Genomic DNA, 26,845 nt, shown 5'->3' on the forward strand with positions numbered 1-26,845 from the left:
TTCAGATAGTGCAGGCATCACTGACAGCATCAGCAATGGTCACGTCACTGGAACTTTCTATCAGAATAATACCGGCAGCTTCCAGCTCAACAATGGCATCTGCAACCGATGATTCTGCCAGGCCACGAGTAGCTGCACGGTTGACATACACCTGAAAACCCGACCGCTGCAGCTGCAGAGCGGTGGTTTTCACACAGAAATCAAACGCCAGCCCACCGACCAATACGGTGGTAACGCCTTTATTCTTTAAAAATTCGATAACGCCCGTACTCAGCCTCTCTTCCAGATCGTGAAAACAGGCACCATAAGGATGAATGTCCGCCTCTACCCCTTTCCAGACAAAATAATCATAATCCGTAACATCAGGCAGTCCATCCACCAGCTCAAAACCTGTTGTCCCGGGTACGGCATGTCGATTCCAGCGCAAGTCAACATTTTTATGGCCAGTTACCGGCGTCAACTGGGGGTGTTCTTCCGTAGCTATCCATACCGCATTGGCCGGATGCGCATCCTTGGAGCCCACTCGAACACCAGCCAGCTGAGCCTGACGATTCAGCTCTTCAGCAATCTGGTGACCTTCCGGAACCGGCAACTCATCCGGGCAAAGTGGGGTGAAACACTTCTGGGCATCCACATCAAAAGCGGCTACGGTCTCCCTCGACCCAATGGAATACATTATTTTCACCGTGACAAAAGGAATCTAGTTCACTAACATAGTGAATTATGTTCCCTAACCTGTCAACCTCAATAAGGACCTGATAATGAGCCCTCAGCCGATCAAGAGCCTGAACACGGCGCTTATCTCAGTCGATCTGGTCGCGTTTCAGCTCAGTGAAAACAACAGGCTACAGGTACTTGCCCACCAGTTACGGGAAAATGAACGCCCTCAACTCCCAGCGGGTAGAATTGAGCCTGAGTGTGATCATTGTCTGGAAGATACTGCCAAGCGACAGTTGATCAGGCTTACTTCAGAGCCAGCTACGTATTTTGAGCAGGTGATTACTATTGGTGACAACAGAAGGGATTCCAGGGGTTGGTCATTAACCGTCGTTTACTACGTGCTGCTCCGCCCGGGTACTGTTCAGTCATTAAAACAAGATGCCACCTGGATTGATATTGTGAATGGTCAACCTGAAACAACACTGGCTTATGACCACAACCAGCTGGTTATGGAAGCTCTGGACAGACTGAAAAATAAAATACAGTACAGCGCCCTGCCTGTTTATCTACTGCCTGAGGAGTTTACCCTGTCGGATATTCAGAATGTCTTTTCCGTCATTCTCGATAAGGCTCCACCAATGCGTTCAATCCGTAACCGTTTCCTTAGCTATGGCCTACTTAGAGATACGGGTAAAAAGCGTTATGGAAGTAATCGCCCTGCCAGCCTCTACTCTATAAACGAGATAGAAAGAAATACGATATTCAACAGAACCTACCTTTCAACACAATGATGAACCTGGGAACTCTATCTAATAAACTCTGTCCACTCTTGTACTTGTTCAATTAACGCCTTAAATAGAAAAGGCAATTCCTGGCCAGAGTCTTGCGCTCAGCCTTAAGCCTTCAGAAACGGTCGGCAGCCCCAACGATAATGTTGTTGCTTATCCTCTCATATTTATAGAACCGATGAGCGTGAAATTCAGAAAGTATGGCTCATTGAATGACTGGAGAGGACATCCCGTCTTTCACAAACAGTAAAAAAGTGGACAGGTAAAAAACATGAAACCGTTTTTTCAGGCTATCGCTGTTGCGAGTATGGTCATTTCTCACTCGGTAATGGCAAGGAACCTACCAGATATCATTCGCTCCAGCTCACTGCGAGTAGGAACCACCGGAGATTATGCCCCGCTGACGCGCTGTGACAGCCTGGGGCATTGTGAAGGATTTGCCATTGATATGGCAAAATCACTGGGGAATTATCTGTCGCAAATCACCGGGAAAACCATCAGCGTTGAGTTTGTAAAAACCAACTGGCCAGATCTACACAGCGATCTGGCCAATGATCGGTTTGATGTTGCCATGGGTGGAATAACCCGTACTGACGATCGCAGTCAACATTTTCTAGTCTCTGACAATGTCATACCTAGCGGTAAGGTCTTATTAATGCAACAGAGTAAGGCAGATGCCTACCTCGGAATGAATGACCATCAACTGACAAAACACCTGAACATTTCCAACCTGCATCTGGTGATTAACCCAGGGGGAACCAATCAGCGGTTCGTTAGAAAACACCTGCCAGATATGCGTGTCACTTTAACTGCAGATAATCGAGAACCTTTTCTGATGTTACAGCAACATCAGGCTGACGCCATGATTACAGATCGGACTGAAGCCCTTTATCAGGTAAAGCAAATACCCTCACTGATGATTGTTAATGACGCCATGTTCTCCTGGACGGTATCTCACAAAATATTCATGACACAGAAAAGCAGTCTGTTACTGATGAGTGAGGTCAATCGATGGCTAAAGCAGACTGATATACAGAGCATTCAGAAGAAATGGTTCTAGTCTCCTATCCAAATGCAAACGATGGACTACTTTCATCCACCGTTTCTCCTCCTGAAAGGAAAGCTTCAGTGGCTAGAGAGTTAACGTAATCAAGTAAACGTCTGAATATACAACGCTTCAACCTTATCTCTCGCCCACTGAGTTTTTCGCAAAAACTTAAGGGAAGACTTGATTGATGGATCATTGCAAAAACAATTCACTCGTATCTTCTGGTATAAGCCATCCCACCCAAAGTGTTCAACCAGATGCTCCAATACCCTTTCAAGGGTTATGCCATGAAGCGGGTTGTTCGGCTGCTCCTGATTCATCCAGTTCAACTCCTAAAATAAGGTCACAAACTATTCGATACTACTTGTATTAGCGCTGGTGATTTTGCAACACACCCACTCAGCGCATATGAAAAGTACTTACCAGCAGCACCAAACCCATGGCCACTAGCCCAAAACAACAGTTTTTTATACAACAAAAAACCATTTAACCTTTTGAAAATAGATCAAGTATTTAACACAACCAATGACATTTTATTAACCTGTGCAACATGTCGGTTGTATAGCACAAGGCTGAACAACAATGTAATCATTTCGGCAAAAGGCACCACCAGCCAGATTCCGTATTCCGGGATAATCCGGGGCATCACCACCAGACCAATCAACACAAAGCCAAACCCTCTTCCTATTGATAATGCTGTGGCCAGCATGGGCTTTTCGACCGCCTGAAATAACGAAGCAATCATCAAGTTTACCGCCATACAGGGAAAGGCCAGGAAGTAAAGTGGCATTGCCAGACTCGCCAGCTGAAACAACTCGGGATAGTCCACCACAAACAACTCTACCAGCCACCCTGTAGCCATCGAGGCAACCATCAGCGCAGCAACCCCAACACCAATGGCGCATTTAATACCCAGCAACAGAGTGTCGCGCACACGGCTAACTGCATTAGCGCCATGATTAAAGCTGATAATTGGCTGACAGGCCTGACCTATTCCCATGAGAACAAATAATACCAGTACAGCCACGTTAATCACGATACTATAGGCTGTGACATAAAGATCCCCACCTTGACGAATCAACACCCAGTTAAAGATCAGCGTACTGACACCCACCGTTGACTCAATAAAAAACGTTGGCAACCCAGTATTGAAAATCCTGCCAACCCAGTTTCCTCCAATAAGGTTAAAACGTATCCTCAATTCACCTCGACCACCGATAAAGTGAATCAACACACCAGCAAGCAACACAAGCTGGGAAAGCCCCGTGGCCAATGCCGCACCTTTCACCCCCCAGGGAAAGACAAAGATAAAGAGATAATCCAGCACAACATTGGTCAGCGCACTGGCCACCAGCGAATACATAGCGAGCCGGGGGTTTCCATCATTGCGCACAAAGCAGGACAGCACCCATCCCAAGGCGTAGACCATAAAGAACATCAACATGATTTCCAGATAGTCCTTCGTCATACTAAACAACGACTCACTGGCACCGGTCATCAATACCAACTCATCCAGCCAGATAAAACCAACCGTAACGAGAAAGCCACTGATAAGCAGGGTCATCAATACTGACTGATTAAAAATAGTCTGCCCTTCCACCCGGTTGCCCCGGCCAAACTGAGTGGACATTAATGCAGCCCCGCCTACACCTATCATTAGGGCCAGAGCAAGAAACAAGGCAAAAAACGGGACGGTCAGTGAGAGTGCAGCCAGAGCATCCGCACCAACTCCCCGCCCAACCATGATGCTGTCTACCATCACGTAGAGAGATTTCACAACCATGCCGCTGACAGCAGGCAGCAGGTAGTGCAGGAAGCTTGAAGGAATTGGGTCATTGCGAAGATCAATTGAAGCCATAAAACCATTCATCCAAATACATAACTACAGTCTGAGACTGCAAAAGAATAAATGGTATTTTCCATCCGATATCTTGGTTTAAAAATGGATCATCATGACTTTTTATGGTGTTTTTTTAACATCAGCATCTCAATATAGAGAGTTACAGGCCCGTCCATATGCTCAATGGAAAGAGAGGTACCCTTCTGATAGTTCAACGCTAAAGCAAACCCATGGAGGTAATCAACCAGCAGGTCAAGAGCAGACTTTCTATACAGTATGGGCAGGTCCAGAAGTGATACCGCACGCTCATAGCGCTCGATAAACACCTCAGCAGGCCCGTGACCGCTCATCCCAAGCAAGGTTTCCAGCAACCCGGGATGATCAATCAGCAAACGCAGGTAGCTCAGACACAACATACGCAGCTCTGTCTGCCAGTCAGCGGACTCAACGGGATCATAGATCGCATCAATCAAAGAGACAGTGACCGCTTCCAACAGGGCATTTTTATTACTGAAGTAATAATAAATAGCCATGGCATCCACGCTCAGAGCTCTAGCCAATTGGCGAACACTGGGAATTTTTCCCGTTTCTTTTAACAGTTCTTTCGCCTTAAGTACTATCTTTTCAGAACTCATTAGTCCCTTTTCAACCGGAGGACGACCTCGCCTTTTCACGGGTTTCTTCGCCTTGACAGACATCTTTTAATCCCAATAGACTAGCGACATAATTCTACACCGTAGAATTAATCTATCAACCTCATTTAAAGTCGAGTTTTAATATGTCCAATCGTGTATACATTGCCACCAGCCTCGATGGGTTTATTGCCGACAGAAATGGTGGTCTGGACTGGCTTCACTCAATACCCAACTCTGATGGATCCGATTTTGGCTTTGCTGAATTCATGGCAAGTGTAGATGCACTGCTGATGGGGAGGAATACCTTTGAAACGGTGTTGAGCTTTGATGGTGCATGGCCCTATACAAAGCCGGTCTACGTGGCCAGCAACTCACTGGAAATGATACCTTCCGATTTGGATGATAAAGCGTCATTGATTCAGGGAACACCTGGGGAGATACTGACCACTCTCAACGGACGAGGCTTGAAAAACCTTTACATAGATGGTGGTGTAACCATTCAACAATTCCTTCAATGTGACCTCATTGATGAAATGATCATCACCACCATTCCAATTCTATTGGGTGAAGGCATTCCGCTGTTTACCCACTTAGAACATCCTCAAACTTTTGAGCACCAGAAAACAGAGGTTTTACTGAACAGTATGGTGAAAAGCTCTTACAAGCGTAAAAGAGCTAACAGCAGGCTTTAAATCATGCCCCACTGGGCAATCGATTATCGTATAAACTCGGTTGATTTTTTGTACACTTTTAAAAGTTAAGGCCAGCCATCAGCTTTTTGTAGACGTCATTAATAAAAGACGTCTACAAAAGAACTAAACTATCTAATGAAAAGCGCGTTTTTATGATTAAAGGTCATTTAAAGGGCTTTCTGCCCATGGAGAACTAAAAAGCTCACTGAGAAATTGCTCATCAACTTTCTCCACACTTGCAAACTTCCACTTTGGCTTCCTATCCTTATCCACTAGCAGGGAGCGAACACCTTCGCAGAAATCCCCTTTAAGAACAGCATTCACGGAAAGAACCAGCTCACTCTGAAATGCCTCTTTAAGCGACATATGACGAGCTTTTTTGAGCTGAACATAACCAATGGCTGCAGACAATGGGGATCCCTTCAACGCATTCTTTCTGGCAGACTGTAACCAATCATCATCAGTTTCAAGATTCTCAAGAGCGGACATGACATCAGCCAATGTTGGCTTATCCATCAATCCTGCGATCAAATCTCGGTGCTCCCGTACTTTTGAGTACGGCAACCAGCCAACACTTTTTTCCCTGTATTTCTGTATAACACCATAAACAACAGCATGGGGTTCAGCAGCTTTCCAATCAGCCTGCTGCAGTGATTCAAGCACATTGTCACAAAAGGCATGATCAACAAAACGGTTTGCCAACCCTACATAGATTGCGTCAGCTGCATTTAAGCGACACCCGGTCAAGGCCATAAACAAACCAAGCTTTGCAGGCAGGTGACTCAAAATCCAGCTTCCAGCAACATCCGGGTAAAGGCCAATACTTATTTCAGGCATTGCCAGCATTGAGGTATCAGTTACCACCCTGAAATCAGCCCCGGCCATCAGTCCAATACCCCCCCCCATAACAATACCATTCCCCCAGCATATAACAGGCTTTGGGAAGGTGTGAATCAGGTAATCAACCCGATACTCGGTTTCAAAGAAATGGCCGGGAACTTCTGGCATACCGTCAATTACAGCTTGCCTCAGCGCCCTAACATCACCACCAGCACAAAATGCCTTTTCACCACTGCCCTGCATAAACACGGCAACAATGTCATCATCATCACGCCAATCAGAAAGCTGATTAAACAATAAGTCAATCATGGACTGGTTGAGTGCATTCAATGCTTTTTCTGCATTCAGCGTGATCAGACCAATCTTTTTATTATCTTGGGCATTCAGTTCGGAAAACAGAACGTCAGTGGCCATATAAATTACCCCTCCATATCCGTTGGGAAAAAGCATATGTAACTGAGCCTTGATTATCAATGAAAATACCACAACTGATGCAAATCATGGTGAAAATAAACAAATATTTACACCATCATCTACCAAAAAGACTAACCCAAATGAGCTAGGACACAACATTACTCATGCTGAGGTTTAATAAGGGGAATATTATATTGAAATCCTGATACAGATATTTTTATAGAAGACCAAGTGTAAGTTTCTTTAAGAGTACTAAGCTGTTTCCATCTGACCAGTTCTCAAATGAAGAAGATTGAATGTGATAAGAGTAACTATCAGAACTAAATCAGGGCAGTAATAACTGCCCTGATCAAATGGCTATTTGCTGACGGGCAGATCCTTCAGACAATCAATACTACTGCATTCGGTTCTCTTTAATTCCTTACGGTATTCACCTTTATGCGGGATGCCAAAAGAGCGAATGACAAGCTTTCCTTGATTTTCCATGAGCCTGTCCAGCGCCAACTGCATATCAGAAGGCTTTAATTGGCGAATTTCATCAGCAATTTTAACCCGATTCTCAAAATCCAGTTCACCACTGGCAATTCCCTGCCAGAATCGGCCATTGCGCTCATCCATATTGTCATCTTTCTTCAGAAGGTCGCCAATCAACCCCTGTCGATACTGCTCAAGATCACTATCCTTCAATTTGGCCAGCGCAACCTTCTGGTCTAAAAGGAACTGATCCACTCGCCCCTCAATACCGATGGGATCCAGTTTTGGAGACTGAACTACAAAAATCACTCCAGGATGCTTCTCAAATGGGCGGGGACCGGCAAATACCACATATCCCAGCTGTTGCTCAGTACGCAGGCTGTTAAAAAACGGATTGGCAAGCAGGCGCCCCAATAGTGCATATTGAGCCCTTTGCCTGTTGTTTGTTTCAGGAATTTGATAGTAGCTGATCAGCATCGAGTCATCATGCTCAATATCCATGTTCAGAACACGGTTCGTATCACCCAGCAAATAGAAAGGCAGGTCATAGCGTTCATGCCGGTTATGCTCATTAAGTAATACAGACTCCACCATTGCGGCGAGCTTTAATGCTTCTTGCTTACTGTGATTCCCGTAAACGAGCATTTCCACATGAATCTGGGAGTAAAATGCTCTGGCATACTTGATCAGCTGCTCATAGGTTACTGCTTCTGCAGCCTCAAGCAGTACTTCATCTTCAGGATAAGATGGATAAGTTGCCTGATTTAAAGCATCCATTCCCAACCGGTATGGCGCATGGAATTTTTTATTCTTCAGCCCTCGTATCAGAACTGCTTTTTCCTGCTCAAAAGCACTTTTTTCAGGCTTAAAGGTTTCAATTGCCCTCAGAATATCTTCCAGAAGAACAGCTTGCTTATCCTGATATCCCGCAAGACTGATCAGCAGCCCACGCCGACCAGCGGTTATGCTGTAATTAAGGCCTGCTTCCTTGGCCGGATAGCCATACTCATTAAGACTTCTTGAGAGCAAAGACTTGTAGATCTGAATCAACACATTATCATCTGGCGTAGCTGATGCAGAGGGAGTCGAAATCATCACCCTCACATTACCGCGGGGCATATTGAAGCTCGTATCAGTCAGGCTCCACAACCGCATGCCCGGCTCTTCCAGAATAATCGATGGTTCTCTGGTCAGACTGCTCTCTTTGAGTTTGAGGTTGCCTGCAATAAATGGATTTGGTTCTGGAATGGTCAGGGGTTTTCGGGAAACAGGCGTTTCCAGGCGTTTTACCAATTCATCAGACAACTTCTGGACGCTGTATTTTGTCTCAAAATACGGCTCCACCTTATCTGTTGGCAAGTTCTGGGCAATCACCACCTGACGGAGATTCGCAGCGGTCATTCTACCGAGATACCCCATAATCAGCTCTGGATCATAGGATTCATAGAGGTAGTTTGCTTCAAGAAGATGCTCAGGAGGTAAATAGTGCATCCTCGCCGCAAGGCCTGAAACTGTCTGCTGTGGATTTCGGTCTTCCTGGTAACGAAAAGCAAGCTCGGCAATTTGCTTACTCTCTTCATAAAGCCATGGCCGGAGGCCTTCTCTGCGAATAAGGTCAAAATAATCAAATACGATCGCAGTAATCTCATCAACTTGTTTAAGCCCTTCTGGAGTCAACTCCATGCGAACAGTGAATTCACTGTACTCATTAGGAAGGTCGCTGCTGTAGGCTGCCAGGGAATCAATCAGGCCGCGTTCTTTTAATAAGCTATGCAGACTACCTTTACCCTCATAGCCAATGATCCTGGCAAGATACCCCAATGGTTTGATATTGTAAAAAGGCTGGGCGCTGGGCATAGGAAAACTCAATGACAGAACCCGGGTGTCTTTTAAAGGTTCGATATTCACACGAACCTGCAGTTCTTCCTGAGTGTATGGCGGTCTGCCAATCGTTAAGTCAGGTTTGGTGCCAGATGGTACCGCTGCAAAAGAACCACTTACCCAGTTTTCAAGTTCATCCAGTGACTCTTTGCCATAGACAACAACCCCCATGTTCGAGGCCACATAGTACTTGTCATGAAAATCCTTAAGTGACTGCCAGAGATTTCCATCTCTATCATGAAGTGTATCAAGACTGCCAATATTAAACCGGCTTTTGGGGTGATCAGGATTTGATGTTGTGTTCAATGCCATAAAGAGCCGCCAACCATCTTCCCTGGCATGAAGTCGATACTCAGAATCTACTGCATTTTTTTCCCGTTCAACATAATCATGATCCAGTTTAGGGGCAATAAAGAACTGGGCAAGACGATCCAATGCTGGCTGAAGCTGATCGCTATTAATGTCAAAGTAGTAATTAGTCCGCACATCTGCAGTATAAGCATTACTGCTGCCACCATTGGCACGGATAAATTCAGAGTAACTGTCTACGTCTGGGTACTTTTCCGTCCCCATAAACAGCATATGCTCAAGAAAGTGGGCAAGCCCAAGACGATCATCCGGATCCTGATAACTACCAACGTTCACATCCACTGCTGCTGCAGATTTATCCGTATCAGGATCAGAAATCAGCAATACCTTAAGGCCATTATCCAGTGTGATGTAACGATAATCCCGATCATCAGCAGGGCTTTTTATCACTTCGTCCTGGGTCACAAGGGCTTCTCTCTCCGTCGTCATTGAGCAACCTACTATTGAAACCATGGTTAATACTCCCATAACCATTGACACCAGTTTTTTTAACATATCAGCTTTCACTGTCTGAAACATCATACAATCTTTTGATCTATCCCGTTCTATTCAGTTTTCTGGCATCTTGTTGAACAACAACAATGTAACACACCAGGGTTAAGCCAATCCGCGAACTACCAAATCAAACAACAATGTCAAAGGAGTAAATCAGGCAGAAAGTTTAGGCAAATCACTTTATTTCCAAACGTTTCTCATATCACATAATAAATCCATTGAATGCCAGCATGGCGCATCTTTATGTGAACTACAACAGTAATAGCTTTTTATGAAAATAGAGACTTATTATCTTAGCCTGTCCTGAGTCGCACACTGTTCCTGTTATAACATTCATTGATGTCATAAAAATGAGAACATGAGTAGAAACTTTAACTTGCTTTACGATATTCCGTATTTGGCTGGCAACTCGTGCCATTCTTTTCATGACTTATTTTTGACCTTCCCTTCTGATATACACCGATAATCAGGAGTGGGAATTCTTGTTAACCCTCTGGTTTTTTGGCTGTTTTTCATGAATAATCAGCCTCCCCTTTCGACACTTCATTTTCTTTACCTTCATGAAATTCCCCGGCCGACGAAAGATCAAGCATTACTTCCCGGTCAATACCCACAATCGATTTGACATGGAAAGCTCTGTGTTTGGCCAGGCCAACACCTATGTCTGTGGGATTGATCAGAATCTGGTGGATATTACTGCCCGAGTCGATGACTCTGTACTTCGAGACTTTGGACTCGACAAGGGAGCCTCTCAGTGGATAGACAATGACCAGGCTAATCGCCTCTATGGTTTTCTTCAGGAGCACCAGCTCATCGAAGACCAGTTTGCCGGTGGCACCATTGGTAACACACTTCATAACTATTCCGTGCTGGCTGATGACCGCTCCGTTCAATTTGGTGTCATGAGTAAAAACATTCAGGTTGGTGACTACGCTTATCGCTATCTGTGTAATACCAGCAGTAAAGTCGATCTTACCTGGCTCCAGCCTGTCGATGGGCCTATTGGCCGGTGTTTCGCGCTAATTACGGAAGATGGTGAGCGCACTTTCGGTATCAGTCCCGGTTTTATGAACCAGCTCAGCCCAGAATTCATTAATGAAACCATTATTGCCGAGTCATCCGCCTTGGTTTTATGTGCTTACACGCTGGCTGATTCCACCCTGCCCATCTACCACTCAATGGTGAAAGCAGCTCAGTTAGCAAAAAAACATGATATTCCCGTCATTTTGACACTGGGCACGCGTGGACTGGTGAATGCAATCAAGCAACCTCTGATCGAGTTTCTTAATGAATATGTCACCATTGCTGCAATGAACGAGGAGGAAGCTGAGGCATTGACGGGAGAACTGGATCCACTGTCAGCTTCTGAACATATGCTGCAGTGGGTCGACATGGTGTTACTGACGGCTGGTGCTGAAGGCCTTTATTTAAGTGGTTATACCGAAAAGGCCATAGCCAGAGAAACCGATAACCCTATTAGATCCGGTACAATCAGTGATTTCAACCGATATGAATTCAGTCGCCCATTACTCCGCTCACACTGTGATGAGCCGCTGAAAATATACTCGCATATCAGCCCCTACCTGGGCGGGCCTAAAAACATAAAAAACACCAATGGTGCTGGAGATGGTGCATTGGCTGCACTTATTCACGATATGGCAGCCAATGCCTATCATCGCCAGATGCTGCCAACATCCAGCAAGCATAATAAACCGTGGGTGACATACTCTTCTTTTGCCCAGGTATGCAAATACGCGAATCGGGTCAGTTTTGAGGTGCTTGCACAAAGTTCTCCCCGCCTTTCCAGGGCTCTGCCAGAACGGGAAATGAGCCTGGAAGACAGTTACTGGGATCAATAAGCCCCCATATCCCACCCTTCTTTTTTAACGATGCCAAGACCAACGGCATCGTTATTCTCCACGGTTTTAAACCGCCAGCTGCTATAGTTGTTCGATCCACAGATGCTAGAGAAGCTGCGATGAAGGATTGTGTCGTCTTTTATGGTGCCAGTGTAACCAGTCGATCAAAAACTCAGGCACGGGAAATTGTTGACCGTGCGATACATATCTGTGAGCTGCTAAGAGACTATGGTTTCCAGTGCCATGCAGATGTTGTTCTTGATGATAAGTTGCACAGCCGATCAGCAGCGTCCATAACCAATATCCCTGAAAAGTTTCTCAAGCTAAGTACGGAAGAACAGGTTAATAAGCTACACCCTTTTCGTGCCTCTGATCCAAACGAGCTTCATAAAGAACTGGCCTGTTACTACTGGGGACTGGACAGTTTGAGAAATGCCCGCTTCTGCCTTTGGGATTTGACATACCCATCTACAGGCGCGGGCTTCGAGCTTGCAACTGCTTTGACCCTTGGTAAAAAGTGCTTTTGCTTTTCAGAAAACACCCGTATTTCATCCACCGTCTGTGGCTATCCACTTAACTCCCTGACAATAAGCAACTACGGTGATGGGTTCGAGCAACATTTATTTGAATTCATAAAAGCCAGCGACCGAAATTTCCATGAGCACTTGAGGAAATAACCAGACAGCTCGAGGACTCCATTCTTATAAATGGTCAGGATGCTTTTTATCCATCAAGACGCTATGATTTCCAAAGCCTTAAGATAACAATAAAAACACTGACGTATATATGAGCATTCTTCAGCGCATCAACCACGAATTCATCGACGGTATTCGTTGCGGTAGAAAAAACAGCGTAAACACATCCTTCATTGTCTACCGTTTTGGCGATACCATAATTGACACAGCTCCTTCCAATCAGTGGCGTCATATCCGGACGTTTTTCCAGGAAAAGCCCATTCGTCAGATCCTGTTGACCCATCACCATGAGGACCATAGCGGGAACGCAGCCAACCTTGAAAAAATGACTGGAATTACTCCATCAGCAGATGACGCAACACGCACCATCATGACGATGGGCTTTTCCATTTCATGGATCCAGCGATACCTCTGGGGTAGCAGTCCAGCAATTAACCTTCAGCCTCTACCGGATGTTATTGAGCTGGATGACGGCAGCCGGCTTGAATCCATTTCAACACCCGGACATGCAGAAGACATGGTGTGTTATTTCTCTCCCGAACACGGTTTTGTTTTTACCGCTGACCTCTATATTTCCCGCACCATCCGCTATATGCGTGATGACGAGAACCTCACCATGCTGATCAAGAGCATACGAAAAGTTCTCGCGAGGGATTTTACTACAGTACTTTGCCCTCATCGCGGTATCGTTCCGGATGGAAAGCAGGCTCTGCAGGAAAAAATGAACAACCTGCTTGAGTTATGTGAACGCGCCCAAAACCTGCACCATCAAGGACAGTCGATTAAGGAAATCACCCGAAAGATACTGGGTAAAGAAGATGGTATGAGTTATCTCACCGGTTTTGGTTTCTCAAAACGCAACCTGATCAGGGAGTCCCTAAAAGTGATACTGTAAAGAAAGCGGTGACGCAGTTAAAATAAGACATCATTTAATAGCACAGTGCCGCCATGGATATCAGCCATTTAAGAGAAGAGTACACTCAGGCAGGGCTAAGTCGGGACAACCTGAGAACAAGCCCTTTTGATCAGTTTGAACTCTGGTTTGAGCAGGCCCAGCAGGCTCAACTTGCTGAACCTAATGCAATGAGCCTTGCTACCGTCTCTTCATTGGGCATGCCATCCCTGAGAACGGTACTCCTCAAGTATTTTGATCAGTCCGGTTTTGTTTTTTTCACGAATTACAGCAGCAATAAAGCCAGAGATATTACCAGCAACCCGAATGTTGCCATTATGTTTCCCTGGGTAGCCCTTGAACGCCAGGTCATTATTCAGGGCCGGGCAGAAAAAATTTCAACCTCTGAATCACTCCGATACTTTACCAGCCGACCACATGGCAGTCAGTTAGGCGCCTGGGTATCACAACAAAGTTCGATAATCACGGGGCGCAAAGTTCTGGAACTTAAGCTCGAAGAAATGAAGCGTAAATTCAAGGAAGGAAAGGTTCCTCTTCCCGATTTCTGGGGAGGCTATCGGGTAGTGCCGGAAAAAATGGAATTCTGGCAAGGTCGTCCAAGCCGCCTTCACGACCGTTTTCAATACGCCCGACTGTCCGCAGAGAAAGGCTGTGATTGGCAAATCGACCGTCTCTCTCCTTGAAAACCCGTCAGGTGATCTTTTTTATGAGCAAGCTATGAGTAAAGAAACCGCTGCACGCATCGCCGTAAGGGATGCTCTGATTCAACTGGTTGAGCTGAACCGCTCATTTCGGGAATCTGTTGAGTCTGACCATGGCTTCCCCATCTGGATCATGGAAGCGGACTCTGAATCCAGAAACCAACGCGCTCTGGCAGCGAGCATTGCAACCCGACTGACCTATATTGAAGAGCAGAACAAGCAGGAGACGGCTCGTTTAACCGGATTAGTAGGCATTTCTGAGAACACCTTACGACTGGGCGAAGAACTGAATCTCTGTCGTGATCACTTTAAAAGCGCGATAGCCAACTTTCGCAAGCTCTTTGGAGACAGCATAGAGGCCATTGAACAGGCATCCGACGATTTGCGGGATGGATTACTGGGGGGGCTTCAGATCAAACATCTGCACTTTGTGCAATGTTACCGACAACTCAAACTCTTTCAAGAGCCCCCCAGGCGGGTTGGTTTCAGCTGGGCTGCCAGTCACAGTGGGACGGTAAAGCTGACTGCAGAGGAAGCGATCAATCATTTCAGAAAGAAATACATAGCCTCTGTCGCCGTTAATGAAGACATTTGCCTTCTGGAGAAGATGCCTGCCGAAGAAGTAGTGGTCATCAAACGCATACTGGCTCCACACCTGAGGGCCAATATTACCTGGTCAAAGGATATTCAGGCACTCAGGCAGGCGGATCCGGTACTGAAAAAGCAGTATCCGGCACAGATTAACTCCCCCCTTCCCCTGTTCATTCAGCTGAAGCCGGGAGAGCCATTACCGGAGTTCAACCGGATTCGCCCCTATAACCCATCCACCAGACAGGAAAGACTGCAGCGCAGTGATGCCCGCTTGGTGAAAATCAACGACAATCCCCATTCAAGGATCTACCGTTACGCCTGACGCCAAGACGCTCAGGCTTCTTTTTCCTTGAGATAGGCTTCCAGGTCTGTATAACCGCCAACGTACTGCTGACCATGAAAGATCTGAGGAACAGTTTCAACTTCCTTTCCTACGGTCTTGGAGAGGTCAGCCTTACTGATACCCTCTTCATAGATATCAACGTATTTGAAAGGCAAACCTTTCGTCTCCAACAGCTGCTTGGCACGTACACAGAATCCACAGCCAGGACGGCCAAACACAGTAAACCGATCCATTATTTATGCTCCATCAGGTTCACAGGAAATCACCCAGTTGGCTCAGATCAAAAGGCCCTAACCAAATAGGTATTAAAGTAGGCACTATAACGCTAACTGGCTGACAAGTGCAGCCTGTTTTTAACAGAAATCAGCTCCCTCAGACGTTGCCGGGCCTGCTTTTCTCCAGAAAAGTTGCAGGCTACAACCACCTCATGCCAGGAGTGATTCTGAATCACTCGACGGACAAGAAGCGTTGCATCCACATTATCTATACAACCAGCCCCTAGTACTCGAAAGGCCACTCTTTTAATGACATCAATGCAATTCTCATATTGCCGCTGCCCCTCAGTGAAAGAAGTCAGTTCACGCTGATTGTCACAGGACAATGCATAATTTTCACTGGCTCGCATTATCGGTTCCATCATGGAAAGGATAGCGGCAACCACCTCAACATCGAGCCCTTTGAGTTCATCCATTAACAACCACTGCAGCTGGGCCAGGCATTTTTCATGGGCCTTGTGAATCAGGCGTTTCGCAGAGCACGATAATGGCTTGAGCATCATCGCAGAATGGGTACCACTAGCTGCATCTCTGGTCAGACCAACCCGCACAGGGACATAAGAAGAATCACCCCAGAACTTCAGAAGGTCATCAGTAGCGCCAAACAGTGTGCCCAGGTAATCTATTTTCTTATGGGTAGCATCCTGTTGGAGTTTATCCAGCAGCATTCGGCCCAAACCTATTCTCTGACAGTCCGGGTGAACCGCTATTCTGATTACCCGGAGTCCTTTCAGGTAAATAGCGTCCGGTAAGCCCAGGTGGTTACTCAGCGACTGAGGCAGCAAATGACCTCGAACCCTGCGCCTGCCCATCCAGATATCATCTGCCAGAAACGATTCAATATCACCTTCCCTTGCTGCCAGCACGATGGCAACCAACCGATGCTGCCCATCAAAAAGACCATAGACCTCGATATTCCCACCATCCAGCAGATGGCGAAGGTCAAATGGCCGTGTCTGGTAATGAGCCAGTACCAGCAAACCAAAGAGTTGACTCAACAAGTCTTCATTAAGCAGTAACTCTTCAGATGATATCTGCCTGAAAGTACACTTCTCCGGACTGATACTTTCTGGCTGATCAATAACAGCCGGCACTGCATTCAGCAGCAGCGCCTTGAACACAAAGGACTCCAGTGGATCTTCCGGCTGCCAGCGCACCGGTTCTTCCATCCTCAGCTCGTGCCACTGAGGTGTTTTACTATCAAGAACCTTTCTGAAGCGTATTGCAAATCCCCGCCCGGTGCCTTCGTAACCATGAATGGTTGTGGCATAGACAATCCGACTGTAATGAGTCAGCATTTTTTCCAACAAGGGTGTAGGAATGGCAGCCGCCTCATCAACCAGCAATAACTGTGTTGCAGGAAGGGTCTGAACCAGGTCATCCGGGGCAATAAATTGCAGCCTGTTTAAGAGTGCTTCATTTTCTTCACCCAGCACTTTGACGGCATGCTGAAAAAACACATCGGCTGTACTTCTCGAAGGAGCAGTTATGGTTATCTGCTCAACACCTTCCAGCAACAGCTGTGCCGCTGCAATCCCAAGAGACGCACTTTTACCTCTGCCCCGGTCGGCTGTCAGAACCAACGGGCGACGACGGTGTCCACGAAGCACCTTGTGTATTCCCTGAAGCGCCTTCATCTGTGATCGGCTTTTACAGGGAGCAATTACCGCCTCGTCCTTTTCGCCCGGTGTTTTTTTATCACGATTATTTTTAGGCTCTTCAATCCGCACCACACCAGCTTGAGTAAAGAGAGAAAGCTGATCAGAGGCTTCAATAATTTGAGACAAACGCTTCAAATATCGTCCAGAGACATCTTCGAATTGTTGAGGGTAAACCAGCATTCGGCGATGTTCAGGATCGTGAAAATATGGCCATTGATCCATCTCAGGGGTTAACAGCACCATAAGACCACCAGCACATAACGTCCCGCTGATGGCTCCAAATGCATCGACATCAAAGCCTGCATGCGCACTGAAGATAATGTTCTGATGTTCTCTGCCTAACCTGGACAGACATTTTTTTGCAGCAATAACCTCTGCATCTGAGGCTGCAAGCCCTGAGAAATCTTCCCCTATCAGAAGAACAGACTCTCCTGCCAGGGCTTGTACCATTTCAACCACTTGAGCCTCACACCAGTCAGCATCACCTGCGCATACCAGAAGACGCCGGTGACCAGACAATCTGGCGGCTGATTTTAGCGATAGAACACGTTCACAAGTGGTAGAAATGGTCTGTTTACTCATGGGTATCAGGAAGCCTTAGACTCGGCTTTAGCCGGCTTCTTCCCCTCTTTCACAACATACGCTTTATTGATAATAACAGAGTCAACCGGTACATCACCGTGTGGACCACGATACCCCGTCTTCACCCCGGCGATACTGTCTACTACATCCATTCCTTTAACAACATGACCAAAAACCGCATAACCCGCCTTATAAGGCTTACCATTCAGGAATTCATTGTCTTTGAGATTGATGAAAAACTGGGAGGTTGCACTGTCAACAATCTGGGTTCTGGCCATGGCAATAGTGCCACGACTGTTTGCCAGACGTTGATTCAGCAGCGACTCGTTTTTGATCGGGGCTCGGGTTGCACGCTGGCTCATATCCGGGGTAAAGCCTCCCCCCTGAATCATGAAGTCATTAATTACCCGATGAAAAACCAGGCCATTGTAGAAGCCACTTTCAACATACTCGATAAAGTTATTCACGGTAACGGGCGCTTCTTCAGGCGCCAACATCAGGACAATATCGCCTTTATTGGTTTCCAGAACCACCTGGAACGATTCCACCTTCTTCTTTACGGATTCAGGAGACTCAGTCGCTGCACCATACGCCACGGTTGTCAAAAAAAGGATGGTGCTTCCGAGCAGCCAGTTTCGCATCTGACGCATTTATTCTCTCCAAGTAGAAAAACTTAAAAACACTTTATGCTATACAACCGGATAGACAGTAAATGCTCTGGAGCAAGAAAAAAAGCCTATTTAGCATCTGATGGTTTTCCACTGAAAAATCAGCAAAAGAAATACGCGAGGGCTTGCAAATAGAGTTCGTTAGGGTAATATACGCTCCGCCTGAAGGGACAAGAAAAACGCTTTTTATCCTTTCTAATGTGTCGGAGCGTAGCGCAGCCTGGTAGCGCACCACAATGGGGTTGTGGGGGTCGGAGGTTCAAATCCTCTCGCTCCGACCAGTTTTTGCTGGCATTAGATTAATTTGATTTAGAATAAAGAATGCAAGCAAATCAAAATTAACTCAAATCACCTCACGCATCTCCTCCCCTTAAACAAGGCAAATTTGAAACAGCCCTTCGAATTCTTTCAAAAACACTTAACTCAGTAGCTTCTCGTTCTAAAAGAGGCCTGTCTTCGGGAACCGCACTAGAACCAGCTTCAGACTGATCCTTATGTCGATACCCTTCAGTGGTGAGAATATCAATAGTAAAATATCGATCAGGTTTTTGATCATCACTTACCTCAACTCGACGACCAAATACACTCTCCTTGTTGAATACACGCGCGCCCCCTGCTGGAACATACCCTGCTGAGGCGAAATCATTGGCCAAGAGTGTACCCTATGTAAAGAAACCGAATTATCACTCATTATAAATGCCTAAAATGTAAATACTTATCAAATAAAATGCAAGAAAATACTATGGAGCAAAAAAACGCTTAGAAGTTCATGATTATTTTAAAAAATAATCAGTCTTATTTATATTTGCATTCCTGAATAGCTTTACAATAATTCATATTAAAAAATCAGTGTGATACAAGCACTAGCTCCCTCTTATTAAACAAAGATATCTATAACAATGTCTTTGCTACGCTCAGCGATTATTCCATGACTATATACAATCTTAAGAACATATTTCTTAAGAACATACTTTAGAAAATGCACCTTATTCACACAGCACCGATTAAGAGGGTTAAATAACATGAATCAATGCCCCGCTCACCCTTTTGTTCACTGGTGCAAATTCATTGGGCTGAGCAGCATCGGCTTTCTGATGTTTTTCATTCCGATCAACGTGTATGGCGTCAAGAGCATCCCAATCGACCATATTGTGCTCTGGATTAAACACGGCATGGGAAAATATGCTGGATTTTATGCGCTGGTCATGGTGATCGCCGGAACTTTTTTACCTATTTGTAACGGAAGCTGGCTTCAAAAACCGGGTGAAAAATATTTCCTCGGTCTTAAATGCCTCGGCCTGCTACTTACCGTATTCGCCCTGTTTGAAACAGGCCCTGCTTTATTACAGGAACCGGACTTACTTCCTTTCCTGCTGAACAAGCTGGTAATACCCGTTAGCTTGATTGTTCCTGTCGGCTCTGTATTTCTTATGCTTCTGGTCAGTTACGGACTGCTTGAAAGCACTGGCGTTATATTACACAGAATCATGATGCCGATCTGGCGCACTCCCGGTCGTTCAGCCATTGACGCGGTTGCGTCATTTGTTGGCAGTTATTCAACCGCCCTGTTAATCACCAACCGGCTTTATATCAATGGCCTGTACAGTGCCAGACAGGCTGCCATCATCGCCACCGGCTTTTCAACCGTATCAGCAACAACCATGATCGCGATTGCCAAAACGTTGAATCTGATGGAGATATGGAACCTGTATTTCTGGACAACACTGGCTGTCACTTTCGTGGTCACCGCCATTACCGCCCGGATTCCACCACTATCAACTCTCAACGACCTGCAGCGATTTAATGCTGAAGAGAAGAATAAGCCTTTCAACAAACAACTCTTGAAAACAGCCCTGGAACAGGGACTTCAGGCAGCAGCAAATGCCCCACGATTGACAGAAAACCTTCTCCAAAATCTCAAAGACGGAATGGTCATGACCATTACGATTATTCCTACGATTATGTCCATCGGTACAATTGGACTGCTGACAGCCAAGTACACGCCCGTATTCGACTGGGTTGGCTATTTATTCTATCCGGTTATCTGGATCTGGGGCATAGACAATGGCATGGAACTTGCCAAAGCCAGCGCAACAGGCCTGACTGAAATATTTCTACCTGCGATGCTTATGCAGGATGCCAATCTGAGCGCACGCCTTGCCGCCGGAATTGTCTGCGTATCCCCTATTCTGTTCTTTTCAGCATCCATCCCCTGCATACTGGCAACCAACATTCCCCTGACAGTCAGACAACTGATGATGATCTGGTTTATACGTACTGCGCTAACATTAGCACTGGCCATTCCCATATCTCTCATCCTCGCCAATTAAACCTCATCAGAAAACCAATCTTGCAGGGAGGGAAAGGATAAAAGAACAAGACATAAAAAAACCCTGCCAGGCAGGGTTTTTTTATTGAGAGTAACAGCAAATCACTTATCTGAAAGAGCCGCCTTCGGTGTTTCAGCGTTTTCGTAAATCAATAGCGGCTCAGAGTCACCATTGATAACCGATGCATCAATCACCACCTTGGAAATGCTCTTATCAGAAGGAATCTCATACATTGAGTCAAGCAGTACTGCCTCAAGGATCGAGCGCAGGCCTCGAGCACCCGTTTTACGCTCCATTGCTTTTTTCGCAACCGCACGAAGCGCATCCTGACGGAAGTCAACCTCCACCTCTTCCATATCGAAGAGCTTGCTGTACTGTTTGGTCAGCGCATTCTTAGGCTCAACAAGGATGCGCACCAACGCCTCTTCATCCAGCTCTTCAAGCGTAGCAATCACAGGCAGACGACCAACAAACTCTGGGATAAGACCAAATTTCACCAGGTCTTCCGGCTCAACCTCCTTAAAGGTTTCACCCAAGTCTTTCTTGTCGTCTTTGCTGCTAACTTCCGCAGAGAAGCCAATACCAGACTTGTCAGTACGACCACGAATCACTTTATCCAGACCGGCAAATGCGCCACCACAGATAAAGAGAATATTGGAGGTATCAACCTGCAGAAACTCCTGCTGAGGATGTTTACGACCACCCTGCGGAGGAACCGATGCAACCGTACCCTCAATCAGCTTGAGCAGGGCCTGCTGAACACCCTCACCGGAAACATCACGAGTGATGGATGGGTTATCAGATTTACGGGAAATCTTGTCGATTTCATCGATGTAGACAATACCCATCTGGGCTTTTTCTACATCGTAGTCGCACTTCTGCAGCAGCTTCTGAATGATATTTTCAACGTCTTCACCGACATAACCCGCTTCAGTCAGGGTGGTGGCATCAGCAATGGTGAATGGCACGTTGAGCATGCGAGCCAGCGTTTCAGCAAGCAGCGTTTTACCACTTCCGGTAGGCCCTATCAGAAGGATATTACTTTTACCCAGTTCAACTTCATCTTTCTTCTTGTCGCCCTTGGCATCGCCAAAACGCAGGCGCTTGTAGTGATTGTAAACCGCTACGGATAAAACTTTCTTGGCCCGGGGCTGGCCAATTACATACTCGTCGAGAGTTTCCTTGATCTCGCGAGGGATCGGCAGCTTATCAGAAGACTCTTCACCACTGCTGTCCTGAATTTCTTCACGGATGATATCGTTGCATAGATCAACACATTCATCGCATATGAATACGGAAGGGCCGGCAATCAGCTTGCGTACTTCATGCTGACTCTTTCCGCAGAAAGAGCAGTACAACAGTTTGCTGCTGTCTTCACCCTTGCCGCTTGTTTCGTCGGTCATTCGATTACCCTGTTATACGGACAATGCCTGCCCTGCACTTGTCAATGAAAATAGACCTAACAGTCAAACTGATCAAAGCCCATCCCATGATTCACGATTACATGCCTGATAAGATGCAGGCATCGAGGCATGTTTTCAAGTGCTTGATCCGCGTGAGACCAGAATTCATGCTCTGACCATCCGGGACCATGCATGTTTCTGGAAAGCTATTCTGATAGGATCCTCCATATCAAGAGAACCCAACCAATAAGTTAGTGTTCAACGACTTCGGATAAAAATCAACCTGCAGGAATCATTTAACAATGAAAATAGCACACTGCACAGAGGCTATTTTCATTGATTGCAGGATAGCATCTCGCTGGAGATCACAAAGGCAGCCCTTAGCTCATTACAAGCCAATCAGCTTATTCTTTGTCTTTCTTACCGCCTTCACCACGACGATTCATGACCTGATCAATCAGGCCATACTCAACCGCCTCATCGCCATTCATAAAGTTATCACGATCAGTATCACGCTCAATAACGTCAAGCGGCTGACCGGTATGGTGAGCCAGAACATGGTTCAGCTTGCTCCGGATGCTCAGGATTTCTTTGGCATGAATTTCGATATCAGATGCCTGCCCCTGAAAGCCACCCAGCGGCTGATGAATCATCACCCTGGAGTGCGGTAGACAGTAACGCTTACCTGCTGCACCACCGGCAAGCAGCAGCGCCCCCATGCTGGCAGCCTGGCCAATACACATGGTCGAAACATCAGGCTTGATAAACTGCATAGTGTCATAAATTGACATCCCGGCAGTTACAGACCCACCTGGAGAGTTGATATACAGGTGAATATCCTTGTCCGGATTTTCGGATTCAAGAAACAGCAGCTGAGCAACCACCAGATTTGCCATATGATCTTCAACCTGGCCTACCAGGAAGATCACTCGCTCTTTAAGGAGGCGGGAATAGATATCGTAAGAACGCTCACCTCTGGCCGATTGTTCAACAACAATAGGTACCAGTCCTGAGTTGGTGATCGCGACGGCGTGCGGGTCTATCAGATTGGACATATCCTGTCTTAACTCCTTGCCAAGTCGAAGAAAAGCGACTGCTCTGCCAGTCATAAAAACTGACAGATTAGTCGCTTGCATACCAGATTAAAACGACCGGAGTCGGTAAAACCTTAGCTGCTTGTCAGGGGAATCGGTATAACTGCCACCCATTCCCCACGCCCTTCATTAAGAGCTCTTCTACAAGCGGAATCAGGCAGTCTCTTCCTGCTCTGCCTCTTCAGCTTCAGCTGCACGCTCAGCAGGCTTGATAGCGTCCTGATAGCTGCATGCTTTTTCTGAAACCTGAGCCGCTTCCAGAATAGTATCCACTACCTGATCTTCCAGAACAACATACTTGATCTGAGACAGCTGCTCATCGTTGCTGTAGTACCAGTCGATAACCTGCTGAGGCTCCTGGTAAGCGGAAGCCATTTCCTCGATCATGGCACGCACACGTTCATCATCAACCTTGACTTCACGCTGCTTAACCACTTCACCAATCAACAGCCCCAGGGCAACACGCTTCTTGGCATCGGCTTCAAAGAGCTCTGCTGGCAGCTGCTTTGGATCAAAACCACCTTTCATGCCACCGAACTGCTGCACGGCCTGTTCGCGCATGCGGTCGATTTCCTGAGAAGTCAGAGCAGAAGGCACGTCTACTTCATGAATTTTCAGCAGGCCATCCATTACCTGATTCTTGACCTTGTTCTTAACCGCCTGACGCAGTTCACGCTCCATGTTCTTGGAAACTTCCGTACGGAAACCTTCCAGACCACCCTCGCTTACACCAAATCGTGCAAAGAATTCATCATTCAGTTCAGGCAGTGCAGGTGCAGCAACCTTATGAATCTTGCAGGCAAACTCAACAGCCTGACCCGCCAGGTCTTTCGCCTGATAGTCTTCAGGGAAAGTCAGGGAAAGCACTTTCTCTTCTCCGGCAGAGACACCTACCAGACCGTCTTCAAAGCCTGGAATCATGCGACCAGAGCCCAGCTCCAGAGTAGAGTTTTCCGCACTGCCACCTTCGAAGGCTTCGCCGTCTTTGGTGCCAACGTAGTCAAAGGTAACACGGTCACCCAGCTCGGCAGCGCGCTCAACATCTTCAAAGGTTGTGCTCTGCTTGCGCAGGGTTTCGATCATTTCGTCGACATCAGACTCCTGAACCTCAGCAACCGGACGCTCAATAGAAATGCCGCCGAACTCGTTCAGAGCGATTTCAGGATAGATTTCAAAGGTAGCAACAAAGGTGAATCCTTCGTCGTTATCAGACTGAGCCTCAACAGATGGTGCACCGGCAGGTTTCAGCTTCTGCTCCTGAATGGCTTCAATAAAAGAAGACAGCATCATCTCGCCGAGCACTTCCTGCCTGGCACCAGCACCGTAACGACGCTTAACCACTTTCATTGGAACTTTACCGGGACGGAAGCCATCCAGACGAACACGTCGGGACAGGTCCTGCAGACGCTTGTTCACTTCACCATCGATATCAGTACCCGGGATAGTGATCGTCAGCTTGCGCTCAATACCGGAAGTCGTTTCAAGAGAGACTTGCATTTTTGTTCCTCAACACCAAAACCTGTGTAAACAATGGGCCAAAAGGCGCATAGACTAGCAAATGTACCCAGAAAATGCATAAACACCTTCTGTCACAATGGATCCAGGCAAGGCAAAGGAACACTTTTTATTCCAGTTCCCTACAGGATTTGCACCACTCTCACTTCTCAACGGCATAAACCAACGAATAAAACAGACGTTAAATGAAAAGCATTTTTAAAGACCCGAAACACAGCAGCCCTGGCTCAGCCTTTCATATCTGTAATATTCATATACGTTTCCCCGAAGCTAAGGACTAGTGGGTCCATACACCCCCCCATCAGGGCAGTTTCTTTGGATGAAACATACAAAAACGGGGATAAGCATGCTTATCCCCGTTAATGACTGGTGCGGAAGGAGAGACTCGAACTCTCACGCCTTGCGGCACTGGAACCTAAATCCAGCGTGTCTACCAATTTCACCACTTCCGCTCACAGTGCTTCTACGAAGCACGCAAAACACTGTATTCTTCAGGCCACCTGCAACATCAGGACAACCTTTTTATCTGGGGTGGGCGAAGGGGCTCGAACCCTCGACCGCCGGAATCACAATCCGGAGCTCTGCCAACTGAGCTACGCCCACCAATGACCGCTCGAAAGACTATTCAAATTAAACCAAAGAATCAAGCTCAACAGAACAAATGACTATCTGAAAATGGCGCACCCGGCAGGATTCGAACCTGCGACCATCCGCTTAGAAGGCGGATGCTCTATCCAACTGAGCTACGGGCGCTCTAATCGTCTTTCTGACTGGTCGGGGTAGAGAGATTCGAACTCCCGACATCCTGCTCCCAAAGCAGGCGCGCTACCAGACTGCGCTATACCCCGAACATTTCCAACCACCCTCAGGAAAACCCGAAAAGTTCTGCTGGACAACGGCGACGAATACTACTCACAAGCATGGCTCTCGTCAATTGCCATATGCATTTTTTGATCCACATTTATGTTCAAACAATGCGGAACATCACATCGTGATAACGAGCATATCAACCTGTCTGGAAGAATGCCACCATCCCCCCCCCCTTTTATCGAATACCCTCTATATATGTTGAGCCACATGGAAAAGCGTTGGCTTTATCAGCAGGCTGTTGTGTCAACGGAGCTCGAGCACTGTTAAACTAACCGTCATTTTTCAATATTCGCCAATCACCCAATATTGTCAGCAACAGGCTTCAGCACATATGACAGCAAAAATTATTGATGGCAAAGCCATTGCCCTGCAACTGACCGACACTATCGCCGAACAGGTTAAAAAAAGAACTTCACAGGGTCTCCGGGCTCCGGGGCTGGCCGTTATTCTGATTGGCGACGACCCAGCCTCAAAGGTTTATGTAGGAAAAAAAAGACAGGACTGTGAACGGGTGGGCTTCAAATCCGTATCTCATGACCTGCCAGCCTCCACTAGCGAACAGCATCTGCTTGAGTTGATCGACAGCCTGAACAATGACCCCGAAATTGATGGCATTCTTGTTCAATTACCACTGCCTGAGCACATCAACAGTGAACTGGTTATTGAACGCATCCGTCCGGATAAAGATGTCGATGGCTTTCACCCTTATAACATTGGCAGACTGGTTCAGCGCATCCCGCTTCTGCGGCCATGCACCCCAAAAGGGGTTATGACATTGCTGGAAAGTACAGGTCAGCCAATTCGTGGCAAGAATGCTGTGATTGTCGGCGCCTCTAACATTGTGGGTCGCCCTATGACCATGGAATTGTTACTGGCAGGCTGCACTACAACCACCACTCATCGCTTTACCGAAGATCTTGCCGCCGAAGTGGCCCGGGCAGATATCCTGGTGGTTGGCGCAGGCAAACCCGGCCTGGTTAAAGGTGGCTGGGTTAAACCCGGAGCGGTGGTCATTGATATTGGCATCAACCGTATGGATGATGGCCGGCTGGTCGGTGATGTGGAGTTTGACGCAGCCAAAGAAAGAGCATCCTGGATTACCCCGGTTCCAGGTGGTGTTGGCCCAATGACAGTCGCAACACTCCTTGAGAACACCCTGTATGCCGCAGACCATCTGCACCATTAAATCAAAAGCATTCAAGTCCGGCA

23 protein-coding genes and 5 tRNA genes are annotated in these 26,845 nt (G+C 46.7%); 11 read left to right on the plus strand and 17 right to left on the minus strand.

The window, feature by feature from the left end; genetic code table 11:
- Position 1: 1 nt before the first annotated feature.
- On the minus strand, positions 2 to 676 hold the full coding sequence (locus ACOCLE_RS08330; protein ID WP_419536313.1) for an isochorismatase family protein: 675 nt from the start codon (positions 674 to 676) through the stop codon (positions 2 to 4).
- Between the two features lie 85 nt (positions 677 to 761).
- Between ACOCLE_RS08330 and ACOCLE_RS08335 the strand changes: the two genes are divergently transcribed.
- Positions 762 to 1,451 carry an NUDIX hydrolase gene (locus ACOCLE_RS08335; RefSeq protein WP_419536314.1) on the plus strand — a complete coding sequence of 230 codons (690 nt, stop codon included), beginning with the start codon at positions 762 to 764 and terminating at the stop codon, positions 1,449 to 1,451.
- A gap of 268 nt (positions 1,452 to 1,719) precedes the next feature.
- Positions 1,720 to 2,508, plus strand: coding sequence for a transporter substrate-binding domain-containing protein (locus ACOCLE_RS08340; protein WP_419536315.1), 789 nt, complete (start codon positions 1,720 to 1,722; stop codon positions 2,506 to 2,508).
- 89 nt (positions 2,509 to 2,597) lie between these two features.
- Here ACOCLE_RS08340 and ACOCLE_RS08345 read toward each other — a convergent pair whose 3' ends face one another.
- The 3 genes from ACOCLE_RS08345 to ACOCLE_RS08355 form a co-directional block, all read right to left on the minus strand.
- Positions 2,598 to 2,816 carry a VF530 family DNA-binding protein gene (locus ACOCLE_RS08345; protein ID WP_419536316.1) on the minus strand — a complete coding sequence of 73 codons (219 nt, stop codon included), beginning with the start codon at positions 2,814 to 2,816 and terminating at the stop codon, positions 2,598 to 2,600.
- A gap of 185 nt (positions 2,817 to 3,001) precedes the next feature.
- Positions 3,002 to 4,354, minus strand: coding sequence for an MATE family efflux transporter (locus ACOCLE_RS08350; protein WP_419536317.1), 1,353 nt, complete (start codon positions 4,352 to 4,354; stop codon positions 3,002 to 3,004).
- A gap of 92 nt (positions 4,355 to 4,446) precedes the next feature.
- A complete protein-coding gene (locus tag ACOCLE_RS08355) occupies positions 4,447 to 5,034 on the minus strand; it encodes a TetR/AcrR family transcriptional regulator (protein ID WP_419536318.1) in 588 nt (195 codons plus the stop codon).
- Between the two features lie 80 nt (positions 5,035 to 5,114).
- Here ACOCLE_RS08355 and ACOCLE_RS08360 point away from each other — a divergent pair, with 80 nt between their 5' ends.
- A complete protein-coding gene (locus tag ACOCLE_RS08360) occupies positions 5,115 to 5,663 on the plus strand; it encodes a dihydrofolate reductase family protein (RefSeq protein ID WP_419536319.1) in 549 nt (182 codons plus the stop codon).
- Between the two features lie 156 nt (positions 5,664 to 5,819).
- Here ACOCLE_RS08360 and ACOCLE_RS08365 read toward each other — a convergent pair whose 3' ends face one another.
- Both ACOCLE_RS08365 and ACOCLE_RS08370 read right to left on the minus strand, forming a co-directional pair.
- Positions 5,820 to 6,917 (minus strand): enoyl-CoA hydratase/isomerase family protein, encoded by a 1,098-nt coding sequence (locus ACOCLE_RS08365; protein ID WP_419536320.1) that lies wholly within the window; start codon positions 6,915 to 6,917, stop codon positions 5,820 to 5,822.
- A 357-nt stretch (positions 6,918 to 7,274) separates the two neighbouring features.
- The gene (locus ACOCLE_RS08370; protein ID WP_419536321.1) at positions 7,275 to 10,070 is read right to left on the minus strand and encodes an insulinase family protein; all 2,796 of its coding nucleotides are present in this window, start codon (positions 10,068 to 10,070) and stop codon (positions 7,275 to 7,277) included.
- 626 nt (positions 10,071 to 10,696) lie between these two features.
- Between ACOCLE_RS08370 and ACOCLE_RS08375 the strand changes: the two genes are divergently transcribed.
- The 5 genes from ACOCLE_RS08375 (at position 10,697) to ACOCLE_RS08395 (ending at position 15,217) form a co-directional block, all read left to right on the plus strand.
- Complete coding sequence (locus ACOCLE_RS08375; RefSeq protein ID WP_419536322.1) at positions 10,697 to 11,995, plus strand: inosine/guanosine kinase; 1,299 nt, start codon at positions 10,697 to 10,699, stop codon at positions 11,993 to 11,995.
- Positions 11,996 to 12,114: 119 nt separating this feature from the next.
- Positions 12,115 to 12,672, plus strand: a complete 558-nt coding sequence (locus tag ACOCLE_RS08380; protein ID WP_419536323.1) for a hypothetical protein — start codon at positions 12,115 to 12,117, stop codon at positions 12,670 to 12,672.
- 109 nt (positions 12,673 to 12,781) lie between these two features.
- Complete coding sequence (locus ACOCLE_RS08385; protein WP_419536324.1) at positions 12,782 to 13,585, plus strand: MBL fold metallo-hydrolase; 804 nt, start codon at positions 12,782 to 12,784, stop codon at positions 13,583 to 13,585.
- Between the two features lie 53 nt (positions 13,586 to 13,638).
- Positions 13,639 to 14,286, plus strand: a complete 648-nt coding sequence (gene pdxH, locus ACOCLE_RS08390; RefSeq protein ID WP_419536325.1) for a pyridoxamine 5'-phosphate oxidase — start codon at positions 13,639 to 13,641, stop codon at positions 14,284 to 14,286.
- A gap of 34 nt (positions 14,287 to 14,320) precedes the next feature.
- On the plus strand, positions 14,321 to 15,217 hold the full coding sequence (locus ACOCLE_RS08395) for a hypothetical protein (RefSeq protein WP_419536326.1): 897 nt from the start codon (positions 14,321 to 14,323) through the stop codon (positions 15,215 to 15,217).
- Between the two features lie 11 nt (positions 15,218 to 15,228).
- Here the strand turns inward: ACOCLE_RS08395 and ACOCLE_RS08400 are convergent, their stop codons facing one another.
- The 3 genes from ACOCLE_RS08400 to ACOCLE_RS08410 all read right to left on the minus strand — a co-directional run bounded on the left by ACOCLE_RS08400 (position 15,229) and on the right by ACOCLE_RS08410 (position 18,406).
- Complete coding sequence (locus ACOCLE_RS08400) at positions 15,229 to 15,471, minus strand: GrxA family glutaredoxin (RefSeq protein WP_419536327.1); 243 nt, start codon at positions 15,469 to 15,471, stop codon at positions 15,229 to 15,231.
- 92 nt (positions 15,472 to 15,563) lie between these two features.
- Positions 15,564 to 17,756 carry a tRNA(Met) cytidine acetyltransferase TmcA gene (locus tag ACOCLE_RS08405; RefSeq protein ID WP_419536328.1) on the minus strand — a complete coding sequence of 731 codons (2,193 nt, stop codon included), beginning with the start codon at positions 17,754 to 17,756 and terminating at the stop codon, positions 15,564 to 15,566.
- A 5-nt stretch (positions 17,757 to 17,761) separates the two neighbouring features.
- Positions 17,762 to 18,406 (minus strand): peptidylprolyl isomerase, encoded by a 645-nt coding sequence (locus ACOCLE_RS08410; RefSeq protein ID WP_419536329.1) that lies wholly within the window; start codon positions 18,404 to 18,406, stop codon positions 17,762 to 17,764.
- A 222-nt stretch (positions 18,407 to 18,628) separates the two neighbouring features.
- Here ACOCLE_RS08410 and ACOCLE_RS08415 point away from each other — a divergent pair.
- Positions 18,629 to 18,705: transfer RNA gene (locus tag ACOCLE_RS08415), tRNA-Pro, on the plus strand.
- A 72-nt stretch (positions 18,706 to 18,777) separates the two neighbouring features.
- On the opposite strand, the gene ACOCLE_RS08420 is transcribed toward ACOCLE_RS08415, so the two are convergent.
- Positions 18,778 to 19,077 (minus strand): hypothetical protein, encoded by a 300-nt coding sequence (locus ACOCLE_RS08420; protein ID WP_419536330.1) that lies wholly within the window; start codon positions 19,075 to 19,077, stop codon positions 18,778 to 18,780.
- A gap of 369 nt (positions 19,078 to 19,446) precedes the next feature.
- Here ACOCLE_RS08420 and ACOCLE_RS08425 point away from each other — a divergent pair, with 369 nt between their 5' ends.
- Entirely contained in the window at positions 19,447 to 20,754 is a 1,308-nt protein-coding gene (locus ACOCLE_RS08425) for a YjiH family protein (RefSeq protein ID WP_419536331.1), read from the plus strand.
- Positions 20,755 to 20,855: 101 nt separating this feature from the next.
- Here the strand turns inward: ACOCLE_RS08425 and clpX are convergent, their stop codons facing one another.
- The 7 genes from clpX to ACOCLE_RS08460 all read right to left on the minus strand — a co-directional run bounded on the left by clpX (position 20,856) and on the right by ACOCLE_RS08460 (position 25,614).
- On the minus strand, positions 20,856 to 22,157 hold the full coding sequence (gene clpX / locus ACOCLE_RS08430) for an ATP-dependent Clp protease ATP-binding subunit ClpX (protein WP_419536332.1): 1,302 nt from the start codon (positions 22,155 to 22,157) through the stop codon (positions 20,856 to 20,858).
- A 404-nt stretch (positions 22,158 to 22,561) separates the two neighbouring features.
- Positions 22,562 to 23,212 (minus strand): ATP-dependent Clp endopeptidase proteolytic subunit ClpP, encoded by a 651-nt coding sequence (clpP, locus tag ACOCLE_RS08435; protein ID WP_419536333.1) that lies wholly within the window; start codon positions 23,210 to 23,212, stop codon positions 22,562 to 22,564.
- A 192-nt stretch (positions 23,213 to 23,404) separates the two neighbouring features.
- Positions 23,405 to 24,748 carry a trigger factor gene (gene tig, locus ACOCLE_RS08440; protein WP_419536334.1) on the minus strand — a complete coding sequence of 448 codons (1,344 nt, stop codon included), beginning with the start codon at positions 24,746 to 24,748 and terminating at the stop codon, positions 23,405 to 23,407.
- 385 nt (positions 24,749 to 25,133) lie between these two features.
- A tRNA-Leu gene (locus ACOCLE_RS08445) sits at positions 25,134 to 25,218 on the minus strand.
- 75 nt (positions 25,219 to 25,293) lie between these two features.
- A tRNA-His gene (locus ACOCLE_RS08450) sits at positions 25,294 to 25,369 on the minus strand.
- Positions 25,370 to 25,442: 73 nt separating this feature from the next.
- Positions 25,443 to 25,519, minus strand: a tRNA-Arg gene (locus ACOCLE_RS08455).
- Between the two features lie 18 nt (positions 25,520 to 25,537).
- Positions 25,538 to 25,614: transfer RNA gene (locus ACOCLE_RS08460), tRNA-Pro, on the minus strand.
- 353 nt (positions 25,615 to 25,967) lie between these two features.
- On the opposite strand from ACOCLE_RS08460, the gene folD reads away from it, so the two are divergent.
- The gene (gene folD / locus ACOCLE_RS08465; RefSeq protein WP_419536335.1) at positions 25,968 to 26,822 is read left to right on the plus strand and encodes a bifunctional methylenetetrahydrofolate dehydrogenase/methenyltetrahydrofolate cyclohydrolase FolD; all 855 of its coding nucleotides are present in this window, start codon (positions 25,968 to 25,970) and stop codon (positions 26,820 to 26,822) included.
- Positions 26,823 to 26,845 lie beyond the last annotated feature (23 nt).

The organism is Endozoicomonas sp. (assembly GCF_965196975.1).
GTDB lineage: Bacteria > Pseudomonadota > Gammaproteobacteria > Pseudomonadales > Endozoicomonadaceae > Endozoicomonas.

Coding starts and splice junctions, on each gene's coding strand:
- ACOCLE_RS08330 (WP_419536313.1), bottom strand. CDS start 676: ATGTATTCCATTGGGTCGAGGGAGACCGTAGCCGCTTTTGATGTGGAT.
- ACOCLE_RS08335 (WP_419536314.1), top strand. CDS start 762: ATGAGCCCTCAGCCGATCAAGAGCCTGAACACGGCGCTTATCTCAGTC.
- ACOCLE_RS08340 (WP_419536315.1), top strand. CDS start 1,720: ATGAAACCGTTTTTTCAGGCTATCGCTGTTGCGAGTATGGTCATTTCT.
- ACOCLE_RS08345 (WP_419536316.1), bottom strand. CDS start 2,816: ATGAATCAGGAGCAGCCGAACAACCCGCTTCATGGCATAACCCTTGAA.
- ACOCLE_RS08350 (WP_419536317.1), bottom strand. CDS start 4,354: ATGGCTTCAATTGATCTTCGCAATGACCCAATTCCTTCAAGCTTCCTG.
- ACOCLE_RS08355 (WP_419536318.1), bottom strand. CDS start 5,034: ATGTCTGTCAAGGCGAAGAAACCCGTGAAAAGGCGAGGTCGTCCTCCG.
- ACOCLE_RS08360 (WP_419536319.1), top strand. CDS start 5,115: ATGTCCAATCGTGTATACATTGCCACCAGCCTCGATGGGTTTATTGCC.
- ACOCLE_RS08365 (WP_419536320.1), bottom strand. CDS start 6,917: ATGGCCACTGACGTTCTGTTTTCCGAACTGAATGCCCAAGATAATAAA.
- ACOCLE_RS08370 (WP_419536321.1), bottom strand. CDS start 10,070: ATGACGACGGAGAGAGAAGCCCTTGTGACCCAGGACGAAGTGATAAAA.
- ACOCLE_RS08375 (WP_419536322.1), top strand. CDS start 10,697: ATGAAATTCCCCGGCCGACGAAAGATCAAGCATTACTTCCCGGTCAAT.
- ACOCLE_RS08380 (WP_419536323.1), top strand. CDS start 12,115: ATGAAGGATTGTGTCGTCTTTTATGGTGCCAGTGTAACCAGTCGATCA.
- ACOCLE_RS08385 (WP_419536324.1), top strand. CDS start 12,782: ATGAGCATTCTTCAGCGCATCAACCACGAATTCATCGACGGTATTCGT.
- pdxH (WP_419536325.1), top strand. CDS start 13,639: ATGGATATCAGCCATTTAAGAGAAGAGTACACTCAGGCAGGGCTAAGT.
- ACOCLE_RS08395 (WP_419536326.1), top strand. CDS start 14,321: ATGAGTAAAGAAACCGCTGCACGCATCGCCGTAAGGGATGCTCTGATT.
- ACOCLE_RS08400 (WP_419536327.1), bottom strand. CDS start 15,471: ATGGATCGGTTTACTGTGTTTGGCCGTCCTGGCTGTGGATTCTGTGTA.
- ACOCLE_RS08405 (WP_419536328.1), bottom strand. CDS start 17,756: ATGAGTAAACAGACCATTTCTACCACTTGTGAACGTGTTCTATCGCTA.
- ACOCLE_RS08410 (WP_419536329.1), bottom strand. CDS start 18,406: ATGCGTCAGATGCGAAACTGGCTGCTCGGAAGCACCATCCTTTTTTTG.
- ACOCLE_RS08425 (WP_419536331.1), top strand. CDS start 19,447: ATGAATCAATGCCCCGCTCACCCTTTTGTTCACTGGTGCAAATTCATT.
- clpX (WP_419536332.1), bottom strand. CDS start 22,157: ATGACCGACGAAACAAGCGGCAAGGGTGAAGACAGCAGCAAACTGTTG.
- clpP (WP_419536333.1), bottom strand. CDS start 23,212: ATGTCCAATCTGATAGACCCGCACGCCGTCGCGATCACCAACTCAGGA.
- tig (WP_419536334.1), bottom strand. CDS start 24,748: ATGCAAGTCTCTCTTGAAACGACTTCCGGTATTGAGCGCAAGCTGACG.
- folD (WP_419536335.1), top strand. CDS start 25,968: ATGACAGCAAAAATTATTGATGGCAAAGCCATTGCCCTGCAACTGACC.